Origin of the sequence: Pilosibacter sp. YYHA0881, from assembly GCF_051602715.1 — a bacterium.
In the GTDB taxonomy this organism is placed as follows: Bacteria; Bacillota; Clostridia; order Lachnospirales; family Lachnospiraceae; genus Alitiscatomonas; species Alitiscatomonas aceti.
The window spans coordinates 1,218,005-1,244,259 of record NZ_CP175657.1 but is presented as its reverse complement, the minus strand read 5'-3'; the positions used below and the strand labels follow the sequence as shown (position 1 = coordinate 1,244,259).

27 protein-coding genes are annotated in these 26,255 nt (G+C 55.3%); 21 read left to right on the top strand and 6 right to left on the bottom strand.

Features of this window, described 5'->3' with window-relative positions:
* Nucleotide 1 precedes the first annotated feature (1 nt).
* Nucleotides 2-469 carry an HAD family hydrolase gene (locus ACI6NM_RS05890; RefSeq protein ID WP_262427904.1) on the bottom strand — a complete coding sequence of 156 codons (468 nt, stop codon included), beginning with the start codon at nt 467-469 and terminating at the stop codon, nt 2-4.
* A gap of 201 nt (nt 470-670) precedes the next feature.
* On the opposite strand from ACI6NM_RS05890, the gene ACI6NM_RS05885 reads away from it, so the two are divergent.
* The 4 genes from ACI6NM_RS05885 (at nt 671) to ACI6NM_RS05870 (ending at nt 4,286) form a co-directional block, all read left to right on the top strand.
* Nucleotides 671-1,687, top strand: a complete 1,017-nt coding sequence (locus ACI6NM_RS05885) for a phosphate ABC transporter substrate-binding protein (protein WP_158359810.1) — start codon at nt 671-673, stop codon at nt 1,685-1,687.
* A 150-nt stretch (nt 1,688-1,837) separates the two neighbouring features.
* The gene (gene pstC / locus ACI6NM_RS05880) at nt 1,838-2,713 is read left to right on the top strand and encodes a phosphate ABC transporter permease subunit PstC (RefSeq protein WP_262427905.1); all 876 of its coding nucleotides are present in this window, start codon (nt 1,838-1,840) and stop codon (nt 2,711-2,713) included.
* On the top strand, nt 2,710-3,552 hold the full coding sequence (locus ACI6NM_RS05875; protein WP_262427906.1) for a PstA family ABC transporter permease: 843 nt from the start codon (nt 2,710-2,712) through the stop codon (nt 3,550-3,552). The genes pstC and ACI6NM_RS05875 overlap by 4 nt, the downstream gene beginning before the upstream one ends.
* On the top strand, nt 3,537-4,286 hold the full coding sequence (locus tag ACI6NM_RS05870; protein WP_262427907.1) for a phosphate ABC transporter ATP-binding protein: 750 nt from the start codon (nt 3,537-3,539) through the stop codon (nt 4,284-4,286). Before ACI6NM_RS05875 ends, ACI6NM_RS05870 begins: the two co-directional genes overlap by 16 nt.
* A gap of 15 nt (nt 4,287-4,301) precedes the next feature.
* Here ACI6NM_RS05870 and ACI6NM_RS05865 read toward each other — a convergent pair whose 3' ends face one another.
* Complete coding sequence (locus ACI6NM_RS05865; RefSeq protein ID WP_158359815.1) at nt 4,302-5,315, bottom strand: asparaginase; 1,014 nt, start codon at nt 5,313-5,315, stop codon at nt 4,302-4,304.
* Between the two features lie 120 nt (nt 5,316-5,435).
* Here ACI6NM_RS05865 and ACI6NM_RS05860 point away from each other — a divergent pair, with 120 nt between their 5' ends.
* From ACI6NM_RS05860 to tsaA, 10 genes are all read left to right on the top strand, one after another.
* Nucleotides 5,436-5,615: a DUF4250 domain-containing protein gene (locus tag ACI6NM_RS05860; RefSeq protein WP_022273065.1), complete on the top strand. Its 180-nt coding sequence runs from the start codon at nt 5,436-5,438 to the stop codon at nt 5,613-5,615.
* Nucleotides 5,616-5,675: 60 nt separating this feature from the next.
* A complete protein-coding gene (locus ACI6NM_RS05855) occupies nt 5,676-6,107 on the top strand; it encodes a putative ABC transporter permease (protein WP_022273064.1) in 432 nt (143 codons plus the stop codon).
* A 147-nt stretch (nt 6,108-6,254) separates the two neighbouring features.
* The gene (locus tag ACI6NM_RS05850; protein WP_158358806.1) at nt 6,255-6,998 is read left to right on the top strand and encodes a lysophospholipid acyltransferase family protein; all 744 of its coding nucleotides are present in this window, start codon (nt 6,255-6,257) and stop codon (nt 6,996-6,998) included.
* On the top strand, nt 6,985-8,121 hold the full coding sequence (locus ACI6NM_RS05845; RefSeq protein ID WP_158358805.1) for a bifunctional chorismate mutase/prephenate dehydratase: 1,137 nt from the start codon (nt 6,985-6,987) through the stop codon (nt 8,119-8,121). Before ACI6NM_RS05850 ends, ACI6NM_RS05845 begins: the two co-directional genes overlap by 14 nt.
* A gap of 14 nt (nt 8,122-8,135) precedes the next feature.
* Nucleotides 8,136-9,701 carry a Ppx/GppA phosphatase family protein gene (locus ACI6NM_RS05840; RefSeq protein WP_022273061.1) on the top strand — a complete coding sequence of 522 codons (1,566 nt, stop codon included), beginning with the start codon at nt 8,136-8,138 and terminating at the stop codon, nt 9,699-9,701.
* 1 nt (nt 9,702) lies between these two features.
* Nucleotides 9,703-11,859, top strand: a complete 2,157-nt coding sequence (locus ACI6NM_RS05835; RefSeq protein WP_262427908.1) for an RNA degradosome polyphosphate kinase — start codon at nt 9,703-9,705, stop codon at nt 11,857-11,859.
* A gap of 15 nt (nt 11,860-11,874) precedes the next feature.
* Complete coding sequence (locus ACI6NM_RS05830) at nt 11,875-12,768, top strand: patatin-like phospholipase family protein (protein ID WP_262427909.1); 894 nt, start codon at nt 11,875-11,877, stop codon at nt 12,766-12,768.
* On the top strand, nt 12,761-13,510 hold the full coding sequence (locus ACI6NM_RS05825; protein ID WP_022273058.1) for a zinc ribbon domain-containing protein: 750 nt from the start codon (nt 12,761-12,763) through the stop codon (nt 13,508-13,510). The genes ACI6NM_RS05830 and ACI6NM_RS05825 overlap by 8 nt, the downstream gene beginning before the upstream one ends.
* A 1-nt stretch (nt 13,511) precedes the next feature.
* Nucleotides 13,512-14,588 (top strand): tartrate dehydrogenase, encoded by a 1,077-nt coding sequence (locus tag ACI6NM_RS05820; protein WP_022273057.1) that lies wholly within the window; start codon nt 13,512-13,514, stop codon nt 14,586-14,588.
* Complete coding sequence (gene tsaA / locus ACI6NM_RS05815; protein ID WP_262427910.1) at nt 14,588-15,274, top strand: tRNA (N6-threonylcarbamoyladenosine(37)-N6)-methyltransferase TrmO; 687 nt, start codon at nt 14,588-14,590, stop codon at nt 15,272-15,274. The genes ACI6NM_RS05820 and tsaA overlap by 1 nt, the downstream gene beginning before the upstream one ends.
* Before the next feature lie 52 nt (nt 15,275-15,326).
* On the opposite strand, the gene ACI6NM_RS05810 is transcribed toward tsaA, so the two are convergent.
* Nucleotides 15,327-16,787 (bottom strand): DUF1576 domain-containing protein, encoded by a 1,461-nt coding sequence (locus ACI6NM_RS05810; RefSeq protein WP_022273055.1) that lies wholly within the window; start codon nt 16,785-16,787, stop codon nt 15,327-15,329.
* A 265-nt stretch (nt 16,788-17,052) separates the two neighbouring features.
* Here ACI6NM_RS05810 and ACI6NM_RS05805 point away from each other — a divergent pair, with 265 nt between their 5' ends.
* The 3 genes from ACI6NM_RS05805 (at nt 17,053) to ACI6NM_RS05795 (ending at nt 19,109) form a co-directional block, all read left to right on the top strand.
* Nucleotides 17,053-17,199 (top strand): hypothetical protein, encoded by a 147-nt coding sequence (locus tag ACI6NM_RS05805; protein WP_022273054.1) that lies wholly within the window; start codon nt 17,053-17,055, stop codon nt 17,197-17,199.
* 141 nt (nt 17,200-17,340) lie between these two features.
* A complete protein-coding gene (locus ACI6NM_RS05800; protein WP_022273053.1) occupies nt 17,341-18,411 on the top strand; it encodes a sensor histidine kinase in 1,071 nt (356 codons plus the stop codon).
* Nucleotides 18,402-19,109: a response regulator gene (locus tag ACI6NM_RS05795; protein ID WP_158358798.1), complete on the top strand. Its 708-nt coding sequence runs from the start codon at nt 18,402-18,404 to the stop codon at nt 19,107-19,109. Before ACI6NM_RS05800 ends, ACI6NM_RS05795 begins: the two co-directional genes overlap by 10 nt.
* On the opposite strand, the gene pdaA is transcribed toward ACI6NM_RS05795, so the two are convergent.
* Nucleotides 19,106-19,915 (bottom strand): delta-lactam-biosynthetic de-N-acetylase, encoded by an 810-nt coding sequence (pdaA, locus tag ACI6NM_RS05790; protein WP_158358797.1) that lies wholly within the window; start codon nt 19,913-19,915, stop codon nt 19,106-19,108. The genes ACI6NM_RS05795 and pdaA overlap by 4 nt on opposite strands.
* A 128-nt stretch (nt 19,916-20,043) precedes the next feature.
* On the opposite strand from pdaA, the gene ACI6NM_RS05785 reads away from it, so the two are divergent.
* From ACI6NM_RS05785 to ACI6NM_RS05775, 3 genes are all read left to right on the top strand, one after another.
* Nucleotides 20,044-20,682 (top strand): CPBP family intramembrane glutamic endopeptidase, encoded by a 639-nt coding sequence (locus tag ACI6NM_RS05785; protein ID WP_262427911.1) that lies wholly within the window; start codon nt 20,044-20,046, stop codon nt 20,680-20,682.
* Nucleotides 20,683-20,854: 172 nt separating this feature from the next.
* Nucleotides 20,855-22,567, top strand: a complete 1,713-nt coding sequence (locus ACI6NM_RS05780; RefSeq protein WP_262427912.1) for a DUF5722 domain-containing protein — start codon at nt 20,855-20,857, stop codon at nt 22,565-22,567.
* A 190-nt stretch (nt 22,568-22,757) separates the two neighbouring features.
* Nucleotides 22,758-23,165, top strand: coding sequence for a DUF6465 family protein (locus tag ACI6NM_RS05775; protein WP_022273048.1), 408 nt, complete (start codon nt 22,758-22,760; stop codon nt 23,163-23,165).
* 26 nt (nt 23,166-23,191) lie between these two features.
* Here the strand turns inward: ACI6NM_RS05775 and ACI6NM_RS05770 are convergent, their stop codons facing one another.
* Nucleotides 23,192-23,761 carry a hypothetical protein gene (locus tag ACI6NM_RS05770; protein WP_262427913.1) on the bottom strand — a complete coding sequence of 190 codons (570 nt, stop codon included), beginning with the start codon at nt 23,759-23,761 and terminating at the stop codon, nt 23,192-23,194.
* Between the two features lie 47 nt (nt 23,762-23,808).
* On the opposite strand from ACI6NM_RS05770, the gene ACI6NM_RS05765 reads away from it, so the two are divergent.
* Nucleotides 23,809-25,290 carry an RsmB/NOP family class I SAM-dependent RNA methyltransferase gene (locus ACI6NM_RS05765; RefSeq protein ID WP_262427914.1) on the top strand — a complete coding sequence of 494 codons (1,482 nt, stop codon included), beginning with the start codon at nt 23,809-23,811 and terminating at the stop codon, nt 25,288-25,290.
* On the opposite strand, the gene ACI6NM_RS05760 is transcribed toward ACI6NM_RS05765, so the two are convergent.
* On the bottom strand, nt 25,253-26,227 hold the full coding sequence (locus ACI6NM_RS05760) for an RluA family pseudouridine synthase (RefSeq protein WP_262427915.1): 975 nt from the start codon (nt 26,225-26,227) through the stop codon (nt 25,253-25,255). The genes ACI6NM_RS05765 and ACI6NM_RS05760 overlap by 38 nt on opposite strands.
* Between the last annotated feature and the right edge of the window lie 28 nt (nt 26,228-26,255).

The following is a 26,255-nucleotide window of genomic DNA, read 5'->3' as shown; positions in this document are numbered from 1 at the left end:
CCTAGCCCCGCAGGTCTGCCGCCAGCCGCTTTGGTTTTTCCAGAAGGGCCAGGGCATCCAGAATGGATGTGGTACACAGGTCCGTACAGCTTAAGAGCTTTGAATAAGCGCCTTCTGCTCCGATGACGGAGATGGAAAGGGCGCTTTCTTTGCACATAAGGCAGTCGTTGCGGCCATTGCCGATGGAAACGCAGCGCTCCGGCCCCAGGGAGCGGACGATGGCCAGCTTGGAATCCATGGCAGAGCCGGCTGGAAAGGTCTGGATGGTCAGAGGAAGTCCCTGGCACATGGCCCTGGCGGTCCCGTGGGTATCCGCGGTGAGGACGTGGATCTGGAGATCCTTTGAAAGGCGGACCAGGGCCTCCCTTACCTCAAGAGGGATCTGGCCGTCCACGGCGATGGTTCCGTTATAATCTAAAACGAGAAAGGACAGGTCTAAGGTTTTATAGCCTGGGATCTGGATGTTCATGATTGCTCTCCCTATGTATATTTTTATGAAGCGTTTCTATTATAACACGGAGCTTCCAGGGATACCAGGAGACCCAGGATAGATTTTCTGTAAAAGCCTCAGATGCCATATAGAAAAATTCAATTAGCTTTTTACAGCTTCCGAGACTATACTTGATATGTTTGAGATTTTATCCCAATATTATCTAAGGAGGAAAAGAGAATGAAAAAGAATCTTGCGAAGCTTCTGGCTGTGTCCGTATCCATGGGAATGCTGACGGCATGCGGAGGAAACGGCGGGAAGACAGAGACCACGGCGGCAGAGACAAAGGCAGCTGAGACTACGGCGGCAGAGACAAAAGCGGAGGAGACGAAGGAAACTGAGACCACAGCAGCGGAAAAGGAAGAAGAGAAATTCCAGGCCTCCGTGCTGTTCTGCGGCTCCACCTCCCTTTATCCGATCATGTCCTCACTGGCCTCTTCTTTTACAGAGGAATTCGTGACCTGGGATAAGGTGGATCCGTCCTTCCCGGCTGAGAATATTTCCATTTATGTGGCTCCGGGCGGCTCCGGCGTGGGAGTCAGCGCAGCTGTTGATAAGACTGCGGACTTTGGTATGGTGGCGAGAGCCATGAAGGATAAAGAGGTGGAGGAACTGGGAGCCGATTACCAGTCCTTTATCGTTGCCAGGGATGCCCTGACGGTTTCCGTCAATGCAGAGAATCCCATCTGCGGAGTAACGGACGATCTGACCACCGATCAGATCCGCCAGATCTTCGCAGGAGAGATCACCACCTGGGATCAGGTGGATGCTTCCCTTCCGGCGGAGACGATCAACGTATATATCCGCGATCTGTCCGGCGGAGCCTATGAGGTATTCCAGAAATCTGTCATGGGCGACAGCGAGGTGACCGCATCTGCGACCCAGTCCGCATCCATGACGGAACTGGCTACAAACATTGCCAATGATCCGTGGGGGATCGGCTACGCAGGCTTCGGTGCGTACAATAAGGCCAATGCTGAGAAGCAGGTCCTTCAGGCTATGAAGGTAGACGGCGTTGAGCCCACAGTGGAGAATATCGTTGGGGATACCTATAAGATCCAGCGTCCCGTTATGTTCGTGACCGGTGATGTGGTCAGCCCCTCTGAGCAGGCGTTCATTGATTACATCTTCTCCCAGACTGGCTACGATGTGACAGAGGCCAACGGATATATCCCGGCCTTTACTGTGGGAGAATAAACTCTGACAATCGAAAAAAGTCCAATAGGATCAAAGCTGGGGGAATGGCAGAGGACCGGGGATGCCGGGAATTCTGCCGCCCCCAGTATCTGTATGTAAGAAACAGAAAGAAAGCCCTTTGCAGGGCTGTCCTGTTGATGGAGAGGTGCGATGAGAAAGAAGCTGGATAAGATTTTTGCGTTTTTTATCTGCGGGATGACGGTCTTTTCCATTCTGGTACTGGGATTTGTCATTTATTTTATCGTCCGGGAAGCCCTGCCCCTGTTTTCTGAGGTAAGCGTCCTGGACTTTCTGTTTGGAAGCAGGTGGATGCCTGTGGACTATACCGGGACGGTCTCGTTTGGGATCTTCAACTTCATTGCCGCTACGATAGCAGTCTCCTTTACCGCCTTGGCCCTGGCTCTGGGAGCAGGGCTGGGAGCGGCGGTATTCCTGGCGTTTGTTGCAACGGAACGGCTGCGGAGCTTTTTGTATCCCTTTGTGGACCTTCTGGCTGGTATCCCTTCGGTGATCTATGGGTTTGTTGGCCTGCAGGTGTTAGTGAAGCTGTTTTTAAAGGCCGGAGTGCCCACCGGCTCCTGCGTCCTGGCGGCAGGGATCCTGCTGGCGGTGATGCTCCTTCCCTTCCTGGTGTCCTCCTGCTGCGAGACCATGCTGAAGGAAAAGGAAAAATATGAGCTGGTGGCCTGTGCCCTGGGCGTTTCACGATGGTATGCGGCTGCAACCGTGATCCTTCCTGCATCGGGGAGGAACATCCTTCTTTCCATGATCCTGGCCATCGGCCGGGCCATGGGGGAGACCATGGCGGTGATGATGGTCATGGGAAACGCCAATCTGTTCCCGAGGCTCCTGGGAAAGAGCGAGAGCATTGCCTCGGTGATCGCCCTGGAAATGGGGACGGCCGTTTATGGGAGCACCCACTACCATGCGCTTTATGCGGCGGGGATGGTGCTCATGCTCCTGTTGTTCCTCATCAACGGGCTCATTGGCCTGATCCGCAGCCGGATGGAGGGGGAGACGCTATGAGATGGATCGGAACCTTTACGAAAATATGGGCGTATGCAGGCATCAGCGCTGTCTGTGCAGCGGTCCTGTTTCTTTTTGGATACGTTTTTTTCCAGGGGGCCGGGATCATCAGCGTGGAATTTTTGACGGAGGCCCCCAAAGGACTGGTGCTGGGAGAAGAAGGGGGGATCTGGCCTGCCATTACAGGAAGCCTGTGCTTTACCGGAACGGCCATGGTTCTCGCTTCTGTTCCGGCGGCAGCCTCAGCCCTCTATCTGGTGTTTTATTGCAGGAGCCAGAGGCTCTACCAGGCCATACGCCTGGTGATCCAGTGTATTTCCGGGATCCCGTCCATTGTGCTGGGGCTTTTTGCATACAGCTTTCTGGTACGGGATCTGAATCTGGGCCGATGCATCTTTTCCGCCGGAGTGGCCCTGGCGGTGATGATCCTGCCCTTTATTGAGGTACGGGCTGAAAAGGCGTTCCGGGAGGTACCGGCGGAGCTGGTCAGGTCCTCATACAGCCTGGGCTGCTCGAAGCTCTATACGATCACGCGGATCGTGCTGCCGGCGTGCCGGGGGGAACTGGTATCCGGGATCATCCTGGGCGGCTGCTATGCCATGGGAGCCACGGCGCCCATGATCTTTACGGGAGCCGTAGCCTATGCGGCGGTGCCGGACAGTATCTTTTCTCCGGCCATGGCCCTGCCGCTGCACCTGTATCTTCTGGTGGCCCAGGGATCCACATCCATGGATACAGCCTACGGCACGGCCTTTGTGATGATGGCCATGATACTTTTGAGCAGTCTGCTGGCCACAGCTTACGCAAGGAGGAGTCAGAACCGATGGAAGAGATCCTGATGCTTAAAAATGTCAGTGTTTTTTACGGGGAGCATCCCGTATTAAAGGATGTGAACATGGGGATCCGGCCGGGCCGGATCCTGGCGGTCATGGGACCGTCCGGAAGCGGAAAGACCACGCTCCTGCGGGCGCTGAACGGTCTTTTGTGGGAAGAGCCGGAGGCAGAGATGAAGGGGGAGATCTGTCTTCAGGGACGGGACACCCGCACCATGGACCGGGAGGAGCTGCGCCGGAGGGTGGGGCTGGTATTCCAGACGCCCCAGCCGTTTCCGTTTTCCATTTATAAAAATATGACCTATGCTCCCAGATACTATGGGATCCGGAAGAAGGAGCAGCTGGAGGAGATCGTAAGGGAGAAGCTTATGATGGCGGGCCTGTATGAGGAAGTAAAGGGTGAACTTTCCAAAAGCGCACTGAAGCTTTCCGGCGGGCAGAAGCAGCGGCTTTGTATCGCCAGAGCGCTGACGGCGGAGCCGGAGGTGCTGCTCCTGGACGAGCCCTGCTCTGCCCTGGATGTGAAGGCGTCAGCGGTGATCGAGGAGACCCTTCTCGGCCTTAAGGAACGCTATACCATCGTCATCGTCACCCACAACATCTCCCAGGCCAGGCGGATCGCCGACGACGCGGCTTTTTTCTCCGAGGGGCGTCTTGTGGAATACGGAAAGGCAGAGACTCTGTTCACAGCTCCGGAAAAAGAAGAGACCCGGTCATTTCTGACCGGGGTCTGCGGATGATCTTCTGGTATGGGGCTATTTTGTCACGGCCTTCCATAAAATATCGTGGCCCACGGTCTGGTAGAACATTTCCTTTACCTGCTCCGGCTCCTTTGTCTGGCCCAGGATCCACATGAGCTTGGTGACCGTGGCCTCCAGGGTCATATCGTAGGATTCGATGAGGCCGAAGGCGTTTTTGATCTTCTGGCCCACTTCATAAACGGACATGTTGCTGCCCTCCTGGGTCACCTGGGTGGTCATCACCACGATCTTTCCAGCCTGGGTCATTTTTTCGATGGAGTGGTAGAAATCACCGGACTCATAGGAGGGAAGACCGCCGACTCCAAAGGACTCGATGACCACGGCGTCGTAATGCTCTCCCATATAGTCCAGGATGGAAGACTCCATGGACGGGATCAGCTTTAAGAGAGCCACCCGGTCGTCCAGGTCATGGTAGAATCGGACATTTTCCCGGTCCTGCCATTTGTCGTCGATGTAGAACAGGATGTGCTCGTCCTGGATCACTGCCAGATAGGGGAAGTTGATGCTGGAAAAGGCATTGTAGCTCTTGGTGCGCTCCTTCTTTCCGCGGGTGCCGGCGATGACCTTTCCGTCAAAGACGATATTTACGCCGTGGGCCCGTTCACAGGAGGCGAACCGCAGGCTGTCCAGCAGGTTGGTGCGGGCGTCGGTCACATCCAGGTCGATGGGCTTCTGTGCGCCGGTGATGACGATGGGCTTTTTGGAGTGCTGGACCAGATAGGACATGGCGGCAGCAGTATAGGCCATGGTATCGGTGCCGTGGCAGATCACAAAGCCGTCGTAATTATCGTAGTTTTCCTCCAGCACCTGGCATAAAAGCTGCCAGTGCTTCGGATGGATATTGGTGCTGTCGATATTTAAGACCTGGATGGCCTCCACTTCACAAAAGGAACGGGCCGCCGGAACGTAGGACAGAAGCTCGTCTCCCGTAAGGAGCGGCGTCAGTCCGGAATCTCCGTGCTTGCAGGCGATGGTGCCCCCGGTCCCTAAAAGAAGAATATGTTTCATAGATGTATCCCCTTTCGTAGATATCATAGATACTGGTGATCGCTTTTTACCAATCATACCAAAAATCGACGGGAGGTTCAACTGTATGGAGAAGAAAATGAGAAAAAGGAGGTGACCGCCATGACTGGAATCCCCAGAGATCCTGTGATGCTTTTAAGCTACATCAATACCCAGCTGAGAGACTTTTATCCCAGCCTCGAAGAGCTTTGCAGCGCCCTTTCCCTGGATCGGGAAACCCTGGATGAGACCCTTTCATCCATTGATTATTTTTACGACAGGGATAAGAACCAGTATCTGTAAAGCGCGTCTTTCTGCATATCCGGCGGCATTTTCTGCCACACTGTTCCTATGGAAAACAGAATGAAGGATTTTTTAAAATGCGGCGCCGCCGGGTGGTGCATGGAGATCATATTTACGTCCCTGGTCTCCCTGGCCTCCGGCGACCGGAGGCTTGTGGGGAAGACCTCTCTTTTTATGTTCCCCATTTACGGCATGGGGGCCTTTCTGGGCCCTTTCTGCCGGAGTCTGGACCGGTATCTTCTCCGTCCGGGAAAAACGGATCCGGCGGACCGGCTCCTGCGTCATGGACTGAGGGACATGGCGCTTATTTTTACTGCGGAATATGTGACCGGGAGGCTCCTCCGGTCACTTAGGGCCTGCCCCTGGGATTACACCGGCTGCCGGTTCAGTGTGGACGGCCTCATACGGCTGGATTTTGCCCCGCTCTGGTTCGGGGCCGGACTTTTGTTTGAGAGGATCACCCAGGGAAAAGATCCGGTAAATCCTGCGTAAAGAAGATGTAAAACGGCGGGAAATCCCGGGGATTTTCTTGCAATCGGCAGGATAGTTTTATATAATAGGAAGATGACGCCGGGGCCGCCGGGACAGGACAAAAGCGGCCGCCTGGAAACCGTCAAAAATACGAAAAAGGTGAGGATTATGATTCGACTTATTTTAGTGGCTGTGACGCTGATCGGTTTTCTGACCCTGGGATATCCGCTTCTGGCGGCCCAGAATTCTCTTGGAAAAAAGGATCCCCATGCCAGGGACGTGGAGAGCCTTAAGATCGTCCAGTATATGTTTTCCCTGATCCTGAAGCTGGCGGGGATCACTGTCACCGTCAAGGGGGCGGAGAATATACCCAGAGACAGGGCGGTGCTTTTTGTGGGAAACCACAGGAGCTATTTTGACATCCTGGTGGGCTACACCACAGTACCGGGCTTCGTGGGTTTTGTGGCGAAAAAGGAGATGGAGAGGATCCCCCTTTTAAGGAGCTGGATGAAGAACGTCAACTGCCTGTTCCTGGACAGAAAGGATATCAAGGCCGGTCTAAAAACGATCCTGGAGGGGATCGAAAAGGTAAAAAACGGGATCTCCGTCTGGATCTTTCCCGAGGGTACCAGAAACCGGAATAAGGATCTGAAGGAGCTTCTGGTATTTAAAGAGGGGAGTCTTAAGATCGCGGAAAAATCCGGCTGTCCGGTGGTTCCTGTGGCCATGGTGGGAACGGCAGAGGCCTTTGAAAGCCATTTTCCGTTTATCCGTCCGTCCCATGTGACGGTTTATTATGGAGAGCCGTTTTATATAAAGGAGCTGGAGCCGGACCAGAGAAAGCACGCCGGAGCCTACACAAGAGAGAAAATCGTAAAAATGCTGGGGGAGATACAGAATGAAAACGCCTGATCTGAAGGAATGCAGAGAAAAGCTGGACGGGATCGACCGGGAGATCGTCCGGCTGTTTGAGGAACGCATGGCCGTCTGCGGCCAGGTGGCAGAGTATAAGATCGAGACAGGAAAGGCTGTTTATGACGGAGAGCGGGAAAAGCAGAAGCTTGCCGCAGTCCGGGAGATGGCAGCGGGAGACCAGAATAAGGAGGCGGTGGAGGAGCTGTTCACACAGCTCATGACCATGAGCCGCAGATACCAGTACAGCCTTCTGTGCGCCAGGAAAAAAACACCGCCCCTGGGCTTTACAGAGGTGGAGGAGATCCGGAAAAGGGACGTCCGGGTGGTGTTCCAGGGCGTGGAGGGCGCGTACAGCCACGCGGCCGTCCGCATGTATTTCGGGGAGGATGCAGACGCCTACCATGTGGAAAAATTCGAGGACACGATCAGGGAGCTGGAGAGGGGGCAGGCGGATTATGCAGTGCTTCCCATTGAAAACTCCACCGCCGGCTTCGTTATCACCAACTATGACCTGTTATCCAGATATGACAATTATATCGTGGGAGAGATCTATGTGCCTGTGGACCATGTGCTCTTAGGGGTCCCCGGAGCGTCAGTCTCAGATGTGAAGACGGTGTATTCCCATAACCAGGCGCTGATGCAGTGCTCAGAGTATCTGGACAGCCACGGGGACTGGAACCAGGTAAGCGTGTTAAATACGGCGGCTGCCGCAAAAAAGGTCATGGAGGAAGGGGATAAGACCCAGGCAGCCGTGGCCAGCCGTACCGCCGGAGAGCTTTACGGCCTTGCGGAGCTTAAGACCTCCATCAGCAATGAGAGGGGAAATACCACCCGGTTCCTGGTACTTTCCAGAGAGCCGGTCTATGAGAAAAAGGCGTCTAAGGTGACCGTCACCTTTGAAGTCCCCCATGTCAGCGGTTCCCTGTATAAGATCCTTGGAAATTTTATCTTCAACGGAGTCAACATGCGTATGATCGAGTCCAGGCCCATCCCCGACAAGCCCTTTGAATACCGGTTTTTTGTGGATATCGAAGGGAATCTGAGCCATGCTCCGGTGCATAACGCCCTGGCAGGGATCCAGGCCGAGGCCTCGTCCATGAAGATTCTGGGCAATTATTAGGAGGGGTGCGTAAAATGGCAGTCCGTATGTTTGCAGCCATTGAGGTGGGGTCCTTTGAGCTGGAGATGGGGATCTACGAGATCTCCGGGAAAAACAGGATCCGGCAGGTGGATCACGTCCGTCATGTGATCTCCCTGGGAAGCGATACATATAATGACAGGAAGATCAGCTACGAAATGGTGGAGGAGCTGTGCCGGGTGCTGGAGGACTTTTCCAGGATCATGAAGGGCTACCGGATCACCGAATACCGGGCCTATGCCACCAGCGCCATGCGGGAGGCGAAGAACAGCCGGATCGTTCTGGAGCAGATCCGGGTCCGCACCGGGCTTACGGTCCAGATCATCAGCAACTCAGAACAGAGACTTCTGACCTATAAGGCCCTGGCTGTGGCAGACGATGAGTTTGACCGGAACATCCGCAAGGGAACGGCCATCCTGGACGTGGGGTTTGGAAGCATGCAGATCTCCCTGTTTGACGAAAAGCTCCTGGTATCCACAGAAAACCTTCCCCTGGGTGTCCTAAGGATCGGAGAGCTTTTAAAGAATGTGAGCTCCACCGCAGAGGGGACCCGGCGGATCATCGGGGAAATGGTGGAAAGCGAGCTCTCCAACTACCAGAAGATGTACCTGGAGGAGCGCCGGATCAAGCATGTCATCGGAACTGGAGAGAATATCATGTACCTGTTCCGGTACGAGGATGGGGGAAAACCGCTCCAGTGGGTCACCAGGGAGCAGTTCGACCGCCTTTATGAAAGATTGTCCGGGATGGATCCAGAAGCGGTGGAGGAGCAGTTCGGCGTCAGCGCAGAGTATGCGCCCCTGCTTCTTCCCAGCGCTGTCATTTATAAAAAGTTCCTGGAAATGACCGGGGCCGAGGCCATCTGGATCCCGGGGACCAGGCTCTGCGACGGGATCGCAGCCGAATATGCCCTGGATAAGAAGCTGATCCAGCTGAAGCATAATTTCGACAACGACATCATAAGCGCATCCCGGGACATGGCCAGGCGCTACCGGTGCCAGGGCAGCCATTCAGACCTGGTGGAGTCCTATGTGCTCCAGATCTTCGACGCCATGAAGCGCTATCATAAAATGGGAAGCAGAGAGCGGCTGCTCCTGCAGATCGCCGTGATCATCCACTCCTGCGGAAAATTCATCAGTGTCAGGAATGCCAATGAATGTGCATATAATATCATCATGTCCACGGAGATCATCGGCCTCTCCCACCTGGAACGGGAGATCGTTGCCAATGTGGTCCGCTACAACATCCGGGATTTCGACTATAACATGGTCCGCATGGAGGCTGGTCCGGAGCTGTCCTCCGGCTCTCTTCCCGACCAGAGCGACGCCACGATCCTGACCGCGAAGCTCACGGCCATGCTCCGGCTGGCCAATTCCATGGACAGGAGCCACGGGCAGAAGCTTAAGGACTGCAGGATCACAGTGAAGGATAAGACACTTACGGTGTCTGCGGAATATTCCGGGGATATTACCCTGGAGGCGGTTTCCTTTGAACAGAAGGCGGCTTTCTTTGAAGAGATCTTTGGGATCCGCCCGGTGCTGAAGCAGAAAAGGAGAGTATAAAATGGCAGCAAAAGAGACCTGTTTTACAGATCCGTCCAATTACGTAAATAGAGAACTGAGCTGGCTGGAGTTCGACCACCGTGTCCTGGGAGAGGCCAGGGATAAGACGACGCCCCTGTTTGACCGGCTGAAATTTTTAAGCATCACCGCCTCCAACCTGGATGAGTTTTTCATGGTCCGGGTGGCGTCCTTAAAGGACATGGTCCATGCAGGCTACACAAAGCCGGACATCGCGGGCATGACGCCGGTGGAGCAGCTGGAAAAGATCAGCGCCAGGACCCATGAGCTGGTGGGGCAGCAGTACAGCACCTACAACCGGGCCCTGCTCCCGGCTTTAAAGCAGGCGGGGCTGGAGGTGATCGGACAGCACGAGGATCTGACGAAGGAGCAGGGAGAATTTGTGGACCGGTATTTTAAGGAAGAGGTATATCCGGTCTTAACGCCCATGGCTGTGGATTCCTCCCGTCCCTTTCCCCTGGTCCGCAATAAATCTTTAAATATCGCGGCCCTTTTACGGAAAAAGGAAGGAGACAGGGAGCTGGAATTCGCCATGGTCCAGGTGCCGTCGGTGCTTCCCAGGATCGTCGTCCTTCCGGAAACAGAGAGACCGGATGGAAGCCGCCTCCGCCATGTGATCCTCCTGGAGGAGGTCATCGAGCGGAACATGAAGCAGCTCTTTTTAAATTATGATATCATCACCTCCCATCCCTTCCGGATCATGCGGAACGCCGACTTCTCCCTGGACGAGGAGGAAGCGGTGGATCTTCTGGAGGAGATCGAAAAGCAGTTAAAAAAGAGGCAGTGGGGCGAGGTGATCCGTCTGGAGATCCAGGAAAAGCCGGATAAACGGCTTCTTAAGGTATTAAAAAAGGAGCTGATGGTCAACGAGGAGGACATTTTCCAGATCCCCGGCGCCCTGGATCTGACTTTCCTTATGAAAATGTACGGGATGGAGGGCTTTGACCATTTAAAGACGCCGGGATACACGCCCCAGCCGGTGCCGGCGCTGATGAATGACGACGATATCTTCACCAATATCCGGAAGGGAGATATCCTGCTGATGCATCCCTATGAAAGCTTCGATCCGGTGGTGGATTTCGTCCGGACGGCGGCAAAGGATCCAGATGTGCTGGCCATCAAGCAGACCCTTTACCGGGTCAGCGGAAATTCCCCCATCATCGCGGCTCTGGCTGCGGCGGCGGAAAACGGGAAACAGGTTTCCGTGCTGGTGGAGCTGAAGGCCAGGTTTGACGAGGAAAATAACATCCTCTGGGCCAAGAAGCTGGAAAAGGCCGGCTGCCATGTGATCTATGGCCTTGTGGGCTTAAAGACCCATTCCAAGATCACGCTGGTGGTCCGCCGGGAAGAGGACGGCATCCGCCGGTACGTGCATCTGGGTACAGGAAACTATAACGACTCCACGGCCAGGCTGTATACGGACTGCGGGATCATGACGTGCCACCCGGAGATCGGCGAGGACGCCACGGCCGTGTTCAATATGCTGTCCGGTTACTCAGAGCCCCTGACCTGGAATATGCTGGCGGTGGCTCCCCTGTGGCTCAGAAATAAGTTTCTGCGGCTCATCGGACGGGAGACGAGACATGCCAGAGAGGGCCGTCCGGCTTCTATTACGGCCAAGATGAACTCCCTCTGCGATAAGGATATCATTGCCGCCCTTTACGAGGCGTCCTGCGCCGGAGTAAAGATCCGTCTGGTGGTGCGGGGCATCTGCTGCTTAAAGGCCGGGATCCGGGGACTTTCAGAGAACATTGAGGTGCGGTCCATTGTGGGAGAATTCCTGGAGCACGCCAGGATCTTTATTTTTGAAAACGACGGTGCGGAAGAGATCTATATGGGAAGCGCCGACTGGATGCCCAGAAACCTGGACCGGCGGGTGGAGATCCTGTTCCCTGTGGCCTGCGAAGCCCTAAAGGACCGGATCCGGAATTACATGGAGCTGGAACTGGAGGATAATTTAAAGGCCCATGTGCTGCAGCCCGACGGGACCTTTGAAAAGCCCGACCGCAGGGGAAAAGCGCCGGTGGGCTCCCAGGCGGCTCTCTGCGCCCTGGCTGTGAAGGCAGCGGAGGAGGCCAGGAAGAAAAATGGAAGCGAAACGCCGTCCCGGGTGTTTATCCCGGTGGAAAGACAGGAATAAAAAGGAGTCCGTTTAATGGAAGAAACAGTTTATAAAGCGCCCAGAGCCCAGGAAGGCCGGACCGGACTGGTGCTGGAGGGGGGCGGCATGCGGGGGATCTACACCGCCGGGGTGCTGGACGTGTTCATGGAAAACGGCATCGGCTTTGACGGGGTCATGGGAGTTTCCGCAGGAGCGATCCACGGCTGCTCCCTGGTATCCGGCCAGATGGGCCGCAGTATCCGCTATTATAAAAAATACTGCCGGGACAAGCGGTTCATGAGCTGGCAGAATTTTTTCCGCACCGGGGATGTGGTAGATGAAAAGTTCTGCTACCATGACCTGCCGGAGCAGCTGGATCCCTACGATTATGAGGCCTTCAACGCTTCAGATACGGCTTTTTATGTGACCTGCACCAATGTGGAGACCGGAAAGCCGGAATACCTGCGGATCACGGACATGAAAAAGCAGATCGACCTGATGCGGGCGTCGGCTTCGCTGCCATACGCCTCCAGGATCGTGGAGGCCGGAGGAAAAAAGCTGCTGGACGGCGGCTGCTCTGACAGCATCCCGGTACGGGCCTTCCAGAGGCTGGGTTACGGGAGGAATGTGGTGGTCCTGACCCGGCCGGAGGGCTATGTGAAAAAGCCGGAGCGGCGGGGGCTGGCCCGGATCTTCTACCGGAGATATCCGGCCTTTGTGAAGGCCCTGGAGTCCAGGCCGGAAACGTATAACCGTACTGTACGGGAGATCGGGGAAATGGAACGGGCCGGGGAGGTCTTTGTGATCCGGCCGTCAGAGGCATTAAAGATCGGCCGTATGTCCCATGACCGGGAGGAGATCGTGGAAGCGTATAAGCTGGGCCGGAGGGACGCGAAAAAGGCTCTGGGAGCTTTAAAGCTATGGCTGGGGGAGAAAAGCAATGGATAAGGCATGGATCTTTCTTCTGATCTTTTTAGGGACGCTGGCAGCAGCAGGAGCCATAAGCGTCTGGATCATCCAGAGAAAGCTGAGGCAGGTCTCCAGGTCCATGTTCGGGACCGATTCCCTTCTGGAGGGCCTGGAACAGCAGGAGGAGCGGATCGCGGAAACGCCCAGGTCCGTATCCTCCATGACAAGCATATACCTGCCCCAGATCGCAAAGGATTTTCCGGAATTTTCCCTGGAGGAATTTCGGAAAAAATCAGAAAACAGCCTGAACGCGTTCCTGTCTGCTCTGGAGACACAGGAGCTTTCTTCTCTGGCCGGGATCTCTGAAAGCCTGAGGAACCAGGCGCGTCTGCGGATCGATGACCAGGACCGCCAGGGGATCCGGGAGCAGTTCCGGAACGTGAAGATCCACCAGACAGCCATTTCCCGGTATGAAAAGCGTCCCGGCTGCTGTGCGGTGACCTTCCAGTCCGCTGTGGAGTACGTTTATGGAAGGACCAGGAACGGAGAAAAGGAAGTAATGCCGGACCGGATCCAGACCCGGTATGATATGGAATGGATCTATATTCAGGATCCGGAGCGGTACGGACAGGCTGCGGGAGGAGCTGTGGGAGTAAGCTGCCCCAACTGCGGCGCGCCCATTAAAAATCTGGGAGCGAAATTTTGTGAATACTGTGGATCAGCGGTGGAGGTCATCAACAGCCGCGTCTGGTCCCTGGAGCATATAAAGGAGGACAGGTAAGATGAAGACCTATAAGATCGCTGTGATCCCCGGTGACGGCGTAGGGCCGGAGGTTTTAAAAGAGGGAATGAAGGTGCTGAAGCAGGCAGCGGAGTGTTCCGGAGCCTTTTCCTTTGAGGATACCTGGTTTCCCTGGGGCTGCGGGTACTATCTGGAGCATGGGCAGATGATGCCCGGGGATGGGATCCGGATCCTGGAGGGCTTTGACGCCATTTATCTGGGCGCGGTGGGCGATCCCCGGGTGCCGGACCATATTTCCCTGTGGGATCTTCTTTTGAAGATCCGGAAAAGCTTTGACCAGTATGTGAACCTGCGGCCGGTAAAGCTCCTTAGAGGAGCTCCCTGCCCCTTAAAGGATGCGGCCCGGGAGGATATCCATATGACCTTTATCCGGGAAAACAGCGAGGGAGAGTATGCGGGCAGCGGAAGCTGGCTGTTTAAGGGAAAGCCCAATGAGGTGGTGATCCAGGACGGCGTGTTCTCCCGGACCGGCTGCGAGCGGATCATCCGCTATGCCTTTGAGACGGCCAGGAAGGAAAAACGGAGCCTGACCAGCATCAGCAAGGCCAATGCCTTAAACTATTCCATGGTATTCTGGGACCAGATCTTTCAGGAACTGTCCGCGGAGTATCCGGATGTGGAGACCCACTCCTATCTGGTGGATGCAGCCAGTATGTTTATGGTAAAGGATCCGTCCAGATTCCAGGTGGTGGTCACCAGCAATTTGTTTGGAGACATCCTGACAGACCTGGGGGCAGCCATCGCCGGGGGGATGGGACTGGCAGCGGGAGCCAACCTGAATCCGGAACGGAAGTATCCGTCCATGTTTGAGCCCATCCATGGCTCGGCCCCGGATATTGCGGGCCGTGGGATCGCCAACCCCATGGCCTCTGTGTGGGCCGCCTCCCAGATGCTGGATTTCTTTGGCCATGAGGACTGGGGAACACGGGTCCTGGAGGCGCTGGAGGCAGTTTTAGAGGACGGAAGGATCCTGACGCCGGATCTGGGCGGTACGGCTTCCACGTCCCAGGTGGGCGATGCCATTGCCCGGAAGCTGGCAGAGGGAGGAAAGGGCTGATGGATGGCCGGTATTTCCAGGTGATCGCGCGGATCCATACGGATTTTCCCACCAAGTTCGGGATCCCGCGCCAGAGCGGCCTGATCCCGGATCTGAAGGCGGAGATCGTTTTTGAGCCGGAGTACAGGAATCCGGATGCCCTGAGGGGCATTGAGGAGTTTTCCCACCTGTGGCTCATCTGGGAATTTTCCGGGGCTGTCCGGAAGGAATGGTCCCCGACGGTGCGGCCCCCCAGGCTGGGAGGAAATACGCGGATGGGCGTTTTTGCCACCCGGTCCCCCTTCCGGCCCAATCCGGTGGGGCTTTCCTCCGTGCAGCTGGATTCCGTGCAGCTTCACACGGACCGGGGGCCGGTGCTCCATGTTTCCGGCGCAGACCTTATGGACGGGACGCCCATTTACGATATCAAGCCGTATCTGGCCTTTGCAGACAGCCACCCGGATGCCCTGGGGGGCTTTACGGACCAGACCCGGAAATACGGTCTTTCTGTGGAGATTCCGGAAATGCTGCTTGAAAGGATCCAGGAGAAAAAGAGAGAAAGCCTGAAGGCCGTGCTGGCCCACGATCCCAGGCCGTCCTACCAGGACGACCCGGAGCGGGTATACGGCATGGAATTTGCAGGATATGAAATTAAATTCATGGTGGAAAAAGGGATCCTTCGGGTCACGGATATTGAGCTCCGCTGAGCCTTAGGAGGGATCCCGGGAGATGCCGGTCTTCGTCAGAGGGCCGGTTTTTTTATTTTTTTCTTCTCCTCTTTTCTTTTCCCGGCAGCTCCACGATGATCAGATCATTCATGCGGATGGTCTGGTCTTTGAGACGTTCTCTGGCGGAGGGGATGTAGTGTTCCAGGATCGGCAGGAGGATCAGAGCCGTGGTCCCGGCGGTGAAGCCGCCGTTATAAAGCACCAGACCGCCGTGGAGAGCACTGGTGGCCGTACACATGGAGGCGCACATGAAGCCGGCGGCCAGTCCGGCACGGATCCCATAGCGTCCTACGATGGGGCAGAGGCCGGTGGCAAAGGCCACGCCGTTTATGTAGCCCTGGGTAGAGATGGTCCAGGCGATCTCCCGGCCGTCCATGCGGCAGAGCACCAGGGTCACCAGATACAGGAGCAGATATCCTGCCAGAATGGGCCAGACGTTCCTGGGATGCTGTCCCATGGCAGAAAAGGTCAGGGCTGCCACGGTGACGCCGATGGTGGGGCCAGTGAAGCCGGCCCCCTCGGTAAAGTGGGTGATCAGGTGGATGTAAAGAAGGAACAGGAAGCCATAGCAGCCGATGTTGATGAGACAAAGGGGCATGCCGTATTTTTCAGCAAAGTTGCTGGAGTAGCCCGTGTCCGTCACCAGATGGCGGAAGCCCTTAAAGCTCCTTCCGTTGAGGATATATCCGGCTATGGTGCAGAGAGAAAATGCCGCCAGGAAAAAAAGAGTGGCAAAGCTCCGGTAAGACCGGTTAAAGTAGTCGTAAATGACGTTGTCCGCCGTCAGAGCCTGGGGAGGCTCGATTCCCATGGTCCGGTACATGAAATTAAATACAAAAAAGCCGAAGATCCCAAAGGCAAGGCCGCCGTTGTAAAGGTTATAGCCCTTGTGCCACGCCCTGGCTCCGGGAAGGATGGCCGGGAGCACGAAGGCCAGCAGAATGGAAAACAGGATGGCCAGGACCACTCCGGAGACCGTCAGCCGGACCTGTCCGTATACAAAATCGTCTCCCAGGGTGTAGCGGAACAGGAATTCACTGATAAAGGGGGCAAAGGAGGTGGCGAACATACAGATGTGGAGGTTTTCCTTGAAATCCAGCCCCTTCCGCTTCATATAAAGAAAGGGAGCCAGAAAGCACGGCCACATGTTTAAAAAGTTCAGACCGTAAAAACAGTGGGCCACCACAAGAAAGTAGCCTGCCAGGGTGTTGGCGTGGGAATCGCCCTTTAACAGCACCATAAAGAAAAAACAGGCCAGGCCGCAGGCTCCGGCATTGAGAAAGGCGCTGGACAGCCCTCCGATGGCCAGATAGTCAGTGACCAGGGGGCAGGGAGAGATCATGATCCTGCGCCAGTCCAGGAAGACGTGGCCCCATTCGCCCACGAAGCAGGCGGCGGCCAGGGAAGCCAGAAGAAAGAGGATGGAAAAGCCCAGGGCAGTGCCGTTGATGATGCGGCTGTTGGAGGCGGGGACAGAGGGACGATGGTTCATGGGGATCTTCTCCTTTGTATCTTTATGCAGGGCAGATGCCGGACGGCGAAGACCGGCTGTATTGCTTATAATTATAGCATCGGGGCAGAGGGCGTTCAAGGAAAACGGAAAAAGTATGTTTTTTTATACAAGAGGAATTGCGCAAAAAATTTGTTAAAAAAATAAAATTCAAAATTAAGTGCCGGTTAAGATGCGTCCTTCTCTATGGATTCCGGGAAAAAGCTGTGTTATGATGCTGTCAGCTTAAGGAAAAGAGGTATGAGATATGGCAAGTGCGATCAGTGTGATCATGATGATCTTAATCGGGCTGGTGGGAGGAGTCCCGACCCTGGCGATCACGGCCTGCATTCCGGTGATGATCGTGTGGAAGATCTACCGGAAGGTAAAATTCGGCTATTCCATCTATCGTTAAAATAAATGTGAAAACTCCTTGTGAAAAGAGTCTGGCCTGCCAAAAGGCCGGGCTTTTTTCTTTCTAAAAAATTTAACGGAATCTTAACATAAAAATACGAGGGCATATGGTATACTTGTAAAAATAGAAATGGAGCGTTTCATGAAACAGCATACAGTTATAAAAAACAGCTTGATCACGGCGGGGATCCTGGGGGCGGCCACCGGCTTCTGCTTTCTGATCCAGGAGGCGGCGGAATCCGACACCCATGTGCCCCTTCTGTTCGTCCTGGCGGTGCTTTTTATTTCCAGGTTCACAGACGGATATATTTATGGGATCGTGGCGTCCATGATCGCGGTGGTGGGCGTCAATTATGTGTTCACCTATCCGTATTTTGCCATTGATTTTACCATAACCGGATACCCGGTGACATTCATTGCCATGCTGGCTGTGGCGTGCAGCGTCAGTGCTCTGACGACCCAGATCAAAAAGCAGGAGCAGATCCGCCTGGAGGCAGAAAAGGAAAAGATGCGGGGGAACCTTTTAAGGGCCGTATCCCACGACATACGGACGCCCCTGACCTCCATCATGGGGGCCGCGTCTGTGGTCCTGGAAAATTACGGGGAGCTGTCTGACGAAAAGCGGATGGACTTTTTAAAGGACATCCGGGAGGAGTCCCAGTGGCTCATCCAGATCGTGGAAAACCTCCTTTCCATCACCCGGATCGGCGATAACGGCGGCAGCGCCAGCATCGATAAGCAGGAGGAGATGGTGGAGGAGATCGTGGGCAGCGCGGTGCTGAAATTCCGGAAGCGTTATCCGGATGTGGAGGTGGCCGTCCGGCTCCCGGAGGATCCCCTGCTGGTGCCCATGGACGGCATCCTCATCGAGCAGGTGCTGGTGAACCTGATGGAGAATTCCGTCCTCCATGGAAAACATACCTCAAAAGTGGAGGTCTCCGCAGAAGAAGAGAAGGACCGGGTGGTCTTTTATGTGGATGACGACGGGGCAGGGATCCGTCCATCGGCCCTTCCGAAGCTGTTTGAGGGCACCTTCCGCCAGGGAGATGAGGAGAGCTGCGATTCCAGACGGAATATGGGCATCGGCCTTTCGGTGTGCATGAGCATCATCCGGGCCCACCAGGGAGATATGAAGGCAGAAAACAGGAAAGAGGGAGGAGCCAGGCTGAGCTTCTGGCTTCCCATGGAAAGAGGTACAGATCAGTGGAGATAAAAGACAGGATTTTAGTGGTAGAAGACGACAAGAGGATCAGCAGCTTTTTTAAGACTGTTCTGGAATCCAACCGTTATGACGTGATCATGGCGTCCACCGGCTCGGAGGCGTACAGCCTGATCACATCCCAGTGCCCGGATCTGGTGATCCTGGACCTGGGACTGCCGGATATGGACGGTATGAACATCCTGCGGAGCGTCCGGGAGTGGTCCTCCATGCCGGTGATCGTGGTTTCCGCCAGGACCCATGAGAAGGACAAGGTGGAGGCCCTGGATCTGGGAGCTGACGATTATATCACCAAGCCCTTCGGAACGTCGGAGCTTCTGGCCCGCATCCGCACGGCCATCCGCCATTCCCGGGCGGCCTTTTTAAACCAGGGCGGCGCGCCCACGGGCACCTTCGTATCCGGCGGACTCACCATCGACTATGATAAGCACCGGGTATTTGTGGACGGGACCGATGCGGGACTGACCCAGAACGAGTATAAGATCGTCAGCCTTCTGGGGAAATATGCCGGGAAGGTGATGACCTATGATTCCATCATCAAGGAGATCTGGGGGCCCAACATGAAAAACGACAACCGGATCCTTCGGGTCAACATGGCCAATATCCGCCGGAAGATCGAAAAAAATCCTGCGGAGCCCCAGTATATTTTCACGGAGGTGGGCGTGGGCTACCGGATCGTGGAGCCGGATTAAGGGGCGGCCAGGGCATCGATGGAACGGAAGGTATAGCCCATTTCCTCCCAGCTGGTCAGAAGCTCGTCAAGGATGGCGGCGTTGGTGGAGGAGGTACTGTGGAGAAGGACAATGGCTCCTGGGTGGATACGGCCCAGGAGCTTTTTAAATGCCTCTTCTTTTGAAGGCTGCCTATCCTGGTACCAGTCCACGTAGGCCAGGCTCCAGAAGAAGGTGTGGTAGCCCAGGTCCTTTGCCATCTGAAGGTTTTCCACGCTGTATTTTCCCTGGGGCGGCCGGTAGTATTTTGGCATGGCCTGGCCGGTGATCTCCTGGAATTTTTCCTCCAGGCTGGTGAGCTCCTTCTGAAAGTCTTCCTTTGAAGCAATCTTTGACATGTCCGGGTGGTGATAGGTGTGGTTGGCTACGATGTGGCCTTCGGAGATCATGCGCTTCACCAGGTCCGGGCTGGTCTCCAGGTAGTTTCCCACCACAAAAAAGGCTGCCGGGACCCGGTGCTTTTTCAGGGCGTCCAGGATCGCCGGAGTATTGCCGTTTTCATAACCGGCGTCAAAGGTGAGATAGAGGACCTTTTCATCGGTCATCTGGGCATAGGAGGCGTTGTACTGCATAAGCTCGTCGGCGGTGGCATTGGCTGTCGGCGGCTTGCCTTCAGCCTGGAAGCTCAGGCCCCAGTTCCCGTCGGCATTGGCAGCCGCAGGGGCGGCCGGCCCGCACCTTTGTTCTTTTACAGAAGCGGCCAGGGATCCGGCTCCAAAGGAGAAGCAGAATAAAAGGAGAACAGAGATCATTTTTTTGAAATTCATGAAAGTATCTCCATCCTATACAGATCTTTCTAGGAGCATATGACGGGGAGTGCTGGGAAATGCCGGGAAACCAGTGGAAACGGACGGAAAAATGTGGTAAGATAAGCGGGCAGAAAGGATGAGAATATATGAAGATACGGATTCGGAGACTTCTTGTGCCGGTGTTCTGGCTGCTGGCTGTGGCCTGCCTGATCGAGCTTCCCCTGGGGCAGACCATGATTTTTGGAGAGGATGTGATCCTCTGGGACACACTTTTCAGGGCTGTGGCGGCTTCCCCGGTGCTGATCCATTTTTACAGGGAGGACGCGGTGTTCAGAGGAAAGGAACGCTGGGGATGGAAGGAGGCTGCCCTTTGGGCGGCAGCGGGCTTTGGCCTTTCTCTTCTGGGGACCCTGGCAGTCCAGGTCCTTTCGCGGGCCGGTCTCCAGGCGGATATGTCCATGGTGGAGGAAAACCTGCTGTCGGGTCCGCTGTGGCTGGAGCTTACGGTGCTCCTGGCGGCTTCTCCGTTTCTGGAGGAGATCTTTTTCCGGGGGATCTTATTCCAGCGGCTGAAGGAGCTGATGTCTGTGAAGGCGGCGGCAGTGGTTTCTGCCCTGGTATTCGGCCTGTACCATGGGACTCTCACCCAGGGGATCTATGGATTTTTCATGGGACTGGCGCTGGTCTGGGCCATGGAAAGGACCCAGACGGTGAAAGCGCCGGTGGTGGTCCACATGGCTGCCAATCTGGCGGGACTTCTGGCGGCAGCCGTAAATCTGCCATAAAGTCGTAAGAGAAACGTAAATATATCATAATCATAACGTAATGAGGCAATGGTATAATATCATAGACATTATACCATTGCGCATCTGGTTTCTGCGTTTATCGCAGAGATCCAGGCGCTTCATTCCCCCGGAGGGGATAATCAGCAGCATAAAGACAGGAAGGAAATGCGACATGAAAAAGAAAAATCTGATCAAAGGCGGCGCAGCAGGGCTCCTCACGCTCCTTTTGACGGCGGCTATGGGCTGCTTTGCCAGCTTTGCATATGACAGCGCGTCCTTAAAGACGTGTACAGTGGAGAACCGGAATACGGTGGTGATCACCGGAACGGCTGAAAAAGACGTGCCCCAGGAGACGGTCCCAGAGACCTTAGAGGACGGGACCGTGGTGCCTCCGGAGACGGAGGTTCCCGACGACGGCTATTATTATCTGTTTGAGCTGCAGCCCTATGAAACAGGGATCGGATCCCGGACGGACTATGCGGCCTGGTGCGATAAAACGGAAAAGCTGAAATTCAGCCTTCCTTTTTCCGGCGGAGACTCAGATCCCAGGCTGTATTCCCGGTTTGTGGTGGCCCTTAAGATCGGGGATACCTACCAGGCCATCAGCGCTCCCATTTATGTGACCAATCCCGGCGACGTGGCTTCCTTTACCGAGGAGTATCCGGAGGCCATGAGCAAAAAGGGGCTTCTGATCGAGCTGGATATGCTGGGAGACGCCATGGAGCTGGGCGTAAAGCACACCACCATCAATATCCCCTACCACCACATCATCGGAGGGAACCTGAAATACCGCTATAACGGAAAGGACTATTATTTCAATGAGGAACTGATCGCCAGCTACGATAAGATGATCAGCTCCTTCTCCAATAAAGGGATCATCGTCACGGCCATCCTCTTAAACGGCTGGAACGACGCCCACCCAGAGCTCCACGAGGCCGGCCTGGCAAAGAGCAGCAGCGCCTTTTACTACGGCTTCAACGTGTCCACGCCGGAGGGCTATGAGACCACCAGGGCCTTATTCTCCTTTATGGCAGAGCGGTATTCCGGTGCGGATTATAAGCATGGCCGGGTGTCCAACTGGATCGTGGGAAATGAGGTAAACAACAATAAAAACTGGAACTACGTGGGGCCCATGGATCTGGCGTCCTACACGAAGCTTTATGAAAAGAACTTCCGTGTGGCGTATACGGCCATCAAGAGCCGCAGTAAGAATGCCCGCGTGTTCTTCTCCACGGACTATGAGTGGAAAAAACAGAATACGAACCTCCAGTATGCGGCCAAGGATTTCATCGACCTTTTCAACGCCGGGATCAGCGCTGAGGGAAATATTGAATGGGGCCTGGCCTACCACCCGTATCCGTATCCTATGACGGAGCCGGAATTCTGGGACGACGACCAGACAGGAATGGTAAACGAGACCTTCGAGTCCCCGGTGGTCAATTTTAAGAACCTCCATGTTCTGACGGATTATTTCCAGCAGGCCCATATGCGGACGGCCGGAGGGCAGGTGCGCCATATCATCCTTTCCGAGGAGGGCTTCACCTCTGACAGCATTTCCAGGGGAAAGGTATACGATATCCAGGCGGCGGCCTTTGCCTATGCCTACTATCTGGTGGACAATAACCCCTATATCGACGCCTTTATATTAAACCGTCAGGTGGACGCCATCACGGAGGTGGAGACCTCCTGTGCCTTCGGGCTCTGGACCGTGGATATGTCCAGGCCGGATAAGGTGATCGCCGTAATGCCGAAGAATATCTACCAGGTATTTAAACATATCGATACAAGGAAATCCCTGCGGTATTCGGAGTTTGCAAAGTCCATTGTGGGAATTTCCGACTGGAGCGAGGTGATCCCTGGATTTGATCCGGAAAAGTACCAATAAACAATACCAATAAACGGAAAAATATTTTTGGGAAATTGTAGAAAACGTGGAAATTCGGCCGGTTTATTGACAAATTTCCGGCAGTAGCCTATAATCGGAGCTTGAAATAAGCCGATCGCTGACAGCATTTAACTAGAAAGACGACAGCTTGGTATAAGTCAGATGGCGTATGATTATAGGAGGATGGATCATGGCAAGAAAAACGAATGCTGCTGTGAAAGAGGCAACTGCAAAAACAACGGCCGCAAAGGCTGCGGCTGTGAAAGAAACAACGGTAAAAGAGGTTCCGGCGACGGCTTCCGAAGGCAAGTCCGCAGAGCCGGCTAAGGAAGCTAAGAAGGCTCCCGCCAGAAAGACGGCTGCCAGAAAAGCTCCGGCTGCAAAGCCTGTGGAGGTAAAGAGCAGCGTTTACGTACAGTTTGCAGGAAAGGAATTTTCTGAGAGCAGCCTGACAGAGGCTGTGAAGGAAGCGTATACGGCTCTTGGAAACAGGGCGGAGGATATCCGGACCATTGATATTTATGTAAAGCCGGAGGAGAGTGTCGCTTACTATACAGTAAACGGCCAGGGCTCCGATGAATTTAAGATCGAGCTGTAAAAACGGCGGATGGGAAGGCACTGGTTTTAAAGCCAGTGCCTTTTTAAGATCCGGATCCTCCGGCAGAAAAGCCAGAGCCACAGTCCGGCAAATACAGTAAGAAAAAATTCCAGGGCGCTGGAGATCATGAAGCCGGAAAGGACCAGGAGGGCGGCGGTGGCGGCGATGGCAAAGCCCAGAAGGCCCGTACACAGGGAAAAATGGCCGGGATACTGGAAATACAGCTTCAGATCCAGGCTGGTGATGGCCAGATAAAAAAGCACTGTGGCCAAAAAGGCCAGGGCCACATGGACAGAGGCCAGGAGCTTCATTTTTCCAGGTCTGTAAGGAATGAAAACGGAAACCAGCAGGAGAAGGAGCGCCAGGTCTGTCAGAGCCGCTTCCCGCTTCGAAGCCAGGCCGGCTCCAGCCATGGAAACGGCCCGTTGGATGAGAAAGCGGAAAAAGCCTCCGGTGAGGAGGGCCCACAGGATCAGGAAAAATGAACCGGGGCTCTCGCTTCCTGCGACGGAAAAGTTTGATGTGAGCCAGTTGGAATTGCCTGCGGCCAGAGCGGCTGCGGCAGGAATGAGAAACCAGGAAAATATTGCTGCCATAAACTTCCTCCTCCTGTTAGGATGCGCGGAAGGCGGGAAAGGATACGATGAAAAAAATGGAAAACATAAGCCTCCCGGAGGCATTTGTGGAAAAGATGAGCAGGCTCCTGGGAGACGGGGCCGGAAATTTTTTTGAGAGCTACGAAAGGGAGCGGAGCTTTGGCCTGCGGGTAAATCCTTTAAAGGCCGGAGAGCGGCTGCCAGGGCTCCTTTCGGGTCTGGAGCGGATCCCCTGGAGCCGGGAGGGATTTTATTATCCGGAGGAGCTCCGGCCGGGAAAGCACCCGCTCCATGAGGCGGGAGCCTATTATATCCAGGAGCCCAGCGCCCAGGCGTGCGCCGAGGCCCTGGATCCCAGGCCGGGAGAACGGATCCTGGACCTCTGTGCGGCTCCAGGCGGAAAGAGTACCCATCTGGCAGGAAAGATGGAACAGAAGGGGCTTCTGGTGTGCAATGAGATCCATCCGGCCCGGGCAAAGATCCTGTCCCAGAACATCGAGCGCATGGGGATCGGAAACGCAGTGGTCACCAATATGGAGCCTGCGGGCCTGGTCCCTGGGTTCCGGGAGTTTTTCGACGGCATCGCCGTGGACGCTCCCTGCTCCGGGGAAGGGATGTTCCGTAAGGATGAGAATGCAAGGCTGGAATGGAGCCCGGCCCAGGTAGCCGTGTGCGCGGCCCGTCAGGACCAGATCCTGGACTGTGCGGCTGCCATGGTGCGGCCCGGCGGACGGATCCTTTATTCCACCTGTACCTTTTCCCCGGAGGAAAACGAACAGACAGCGGCCCGGTTTCTGGAGCGTCACCCGGAATTCTGCCTGGAGAGGCCCCGTGCTGCCGGATTTTTTTCTGAGGGCAGGCCGGAGTGGGCGGAGTCTGTGGGCTTGAAAGAGCAGAGGGACGAGCTTAGAAAAACGGTCCGTATCTGGCCCCATGAGACCGGTGGGGAGGGCCATTTTATGGCGCTTTTTGTAAAAAACGGAGACGGGACAGGAAATGCCGGCGGAATGGAGCCGGAACGCAGGCAGAAGGATGGAAGGAAGAAAAGGGGAGGAGAAAAGAAGGACAAAAGAGCCGGAAAGGATCAGGGAGAGCTTATGGAGGCAGCCCGCTTCCTTAAGGAGAACGTGCGGGAGCCGGACCGTCTCCTGGCTGGAAGACGGTTCCTTACCTTTGGGGACAACGTATATCTGGTCCCGGAGGAAACGCCGGAGCTTTCAAAGATCCGGGTGCTCCGTCCGGGACTCCAGGCGGGGACCCTAAAAAAAGGCCGTATGGAACCGGCCCATGCTCTGGCTCTGTTTCTTAAAAAGGAAGATGTATTCCAGTGGGCAGAGCTTGGGACGGGAGAGACTGCGGCAAAGTATCTCCGGGGTGAGGCCATAGGGGCCGGGGAGCTGGAGGCCGTTTCCGGAGGGGATTTAAAGGGCTGGGTCCTGATGACCGTGGACGGCTTTTCCCTGGGCTTTGCCAAGGCGGACCGGGGAGTCCTTAAAAATCATTATCCCAAGGGCTTAAGGAGGCCGTAGGGAGAGCTGGGGCTGTCTCAGGATGGGAAAAAGAAGGAAGCTCCTGTCCTGGAAACAGGCAGGTCATATCCTCCGGCAGCGGAGCAGAAAAGATCAGGACATCTCCCGTGAACGGATGGGGAAAGGAAAGTCTGACCGAATGCAGGGCCTGGCGGCGGATGTACCGGAAGTCGGGATTGTAGAGAAAGTCCCCGGGAAGGGGATGGCCGATATATTTCATATGGACACGGATCTGGTGGGTGCGTCCTGTCTCGAGACGGAGACGCAGGAGCGACAGATCCGTGTTTTTATTATACAGAAGCCGTTCATACCGGGTGGCCGCGGCCTCTCCATGGTCCGGGTCCGGGATCCGCTGGATGGCCGAGCCCTCCTTCCGCCCGATGGGGACAGAGACCATTCCGCAGGCATCTGTTTTCCCGCAGACAGCGGCCAGATACTCCCGGCAGATCTCCCGGCGCTCCACCTGGCCGGAGAGAAGGGAGGAGCTGAGCCCGTTTTTTGCCACCAGGAGAAGGCCGGACGTGTCTTTATCCAGACGGTTGACTGCCCGGAACACGAAGGCTTCCTGTTTCTTTCTGAAATAGCCCGCCAGGCCGTTGGCCAGGGTATTGCCGTGGTTTCCCTGGGAGGGGTGGACGGCCATTCCAGCGGGCTTGTTTACCACCAGGAGGTGTGTATCCTCATACAGGATGTCCAGGTCCATGGGAACGGGCTCCACAGCTGCGGAGCTCCTTTTTTCCGCAACACGTACCTGGAGCTGGTTTCCGTCCTTCAGCACGCAGGTGGAAAAAACGGCGGTCCCGTCCACAAAAAAGCTGCCGGGAGTGTTTCTTAATCGGACCACCAGGCGGGAGGAATAGCCCCTGGACTTCAGGTATTCCGCCACAGTCATGCCGGCTTCATTCCCGGTGATCCCGTAAGTAAATGTATTTTCCATAGGAGGGATTTTACCACAGACCGCTGTT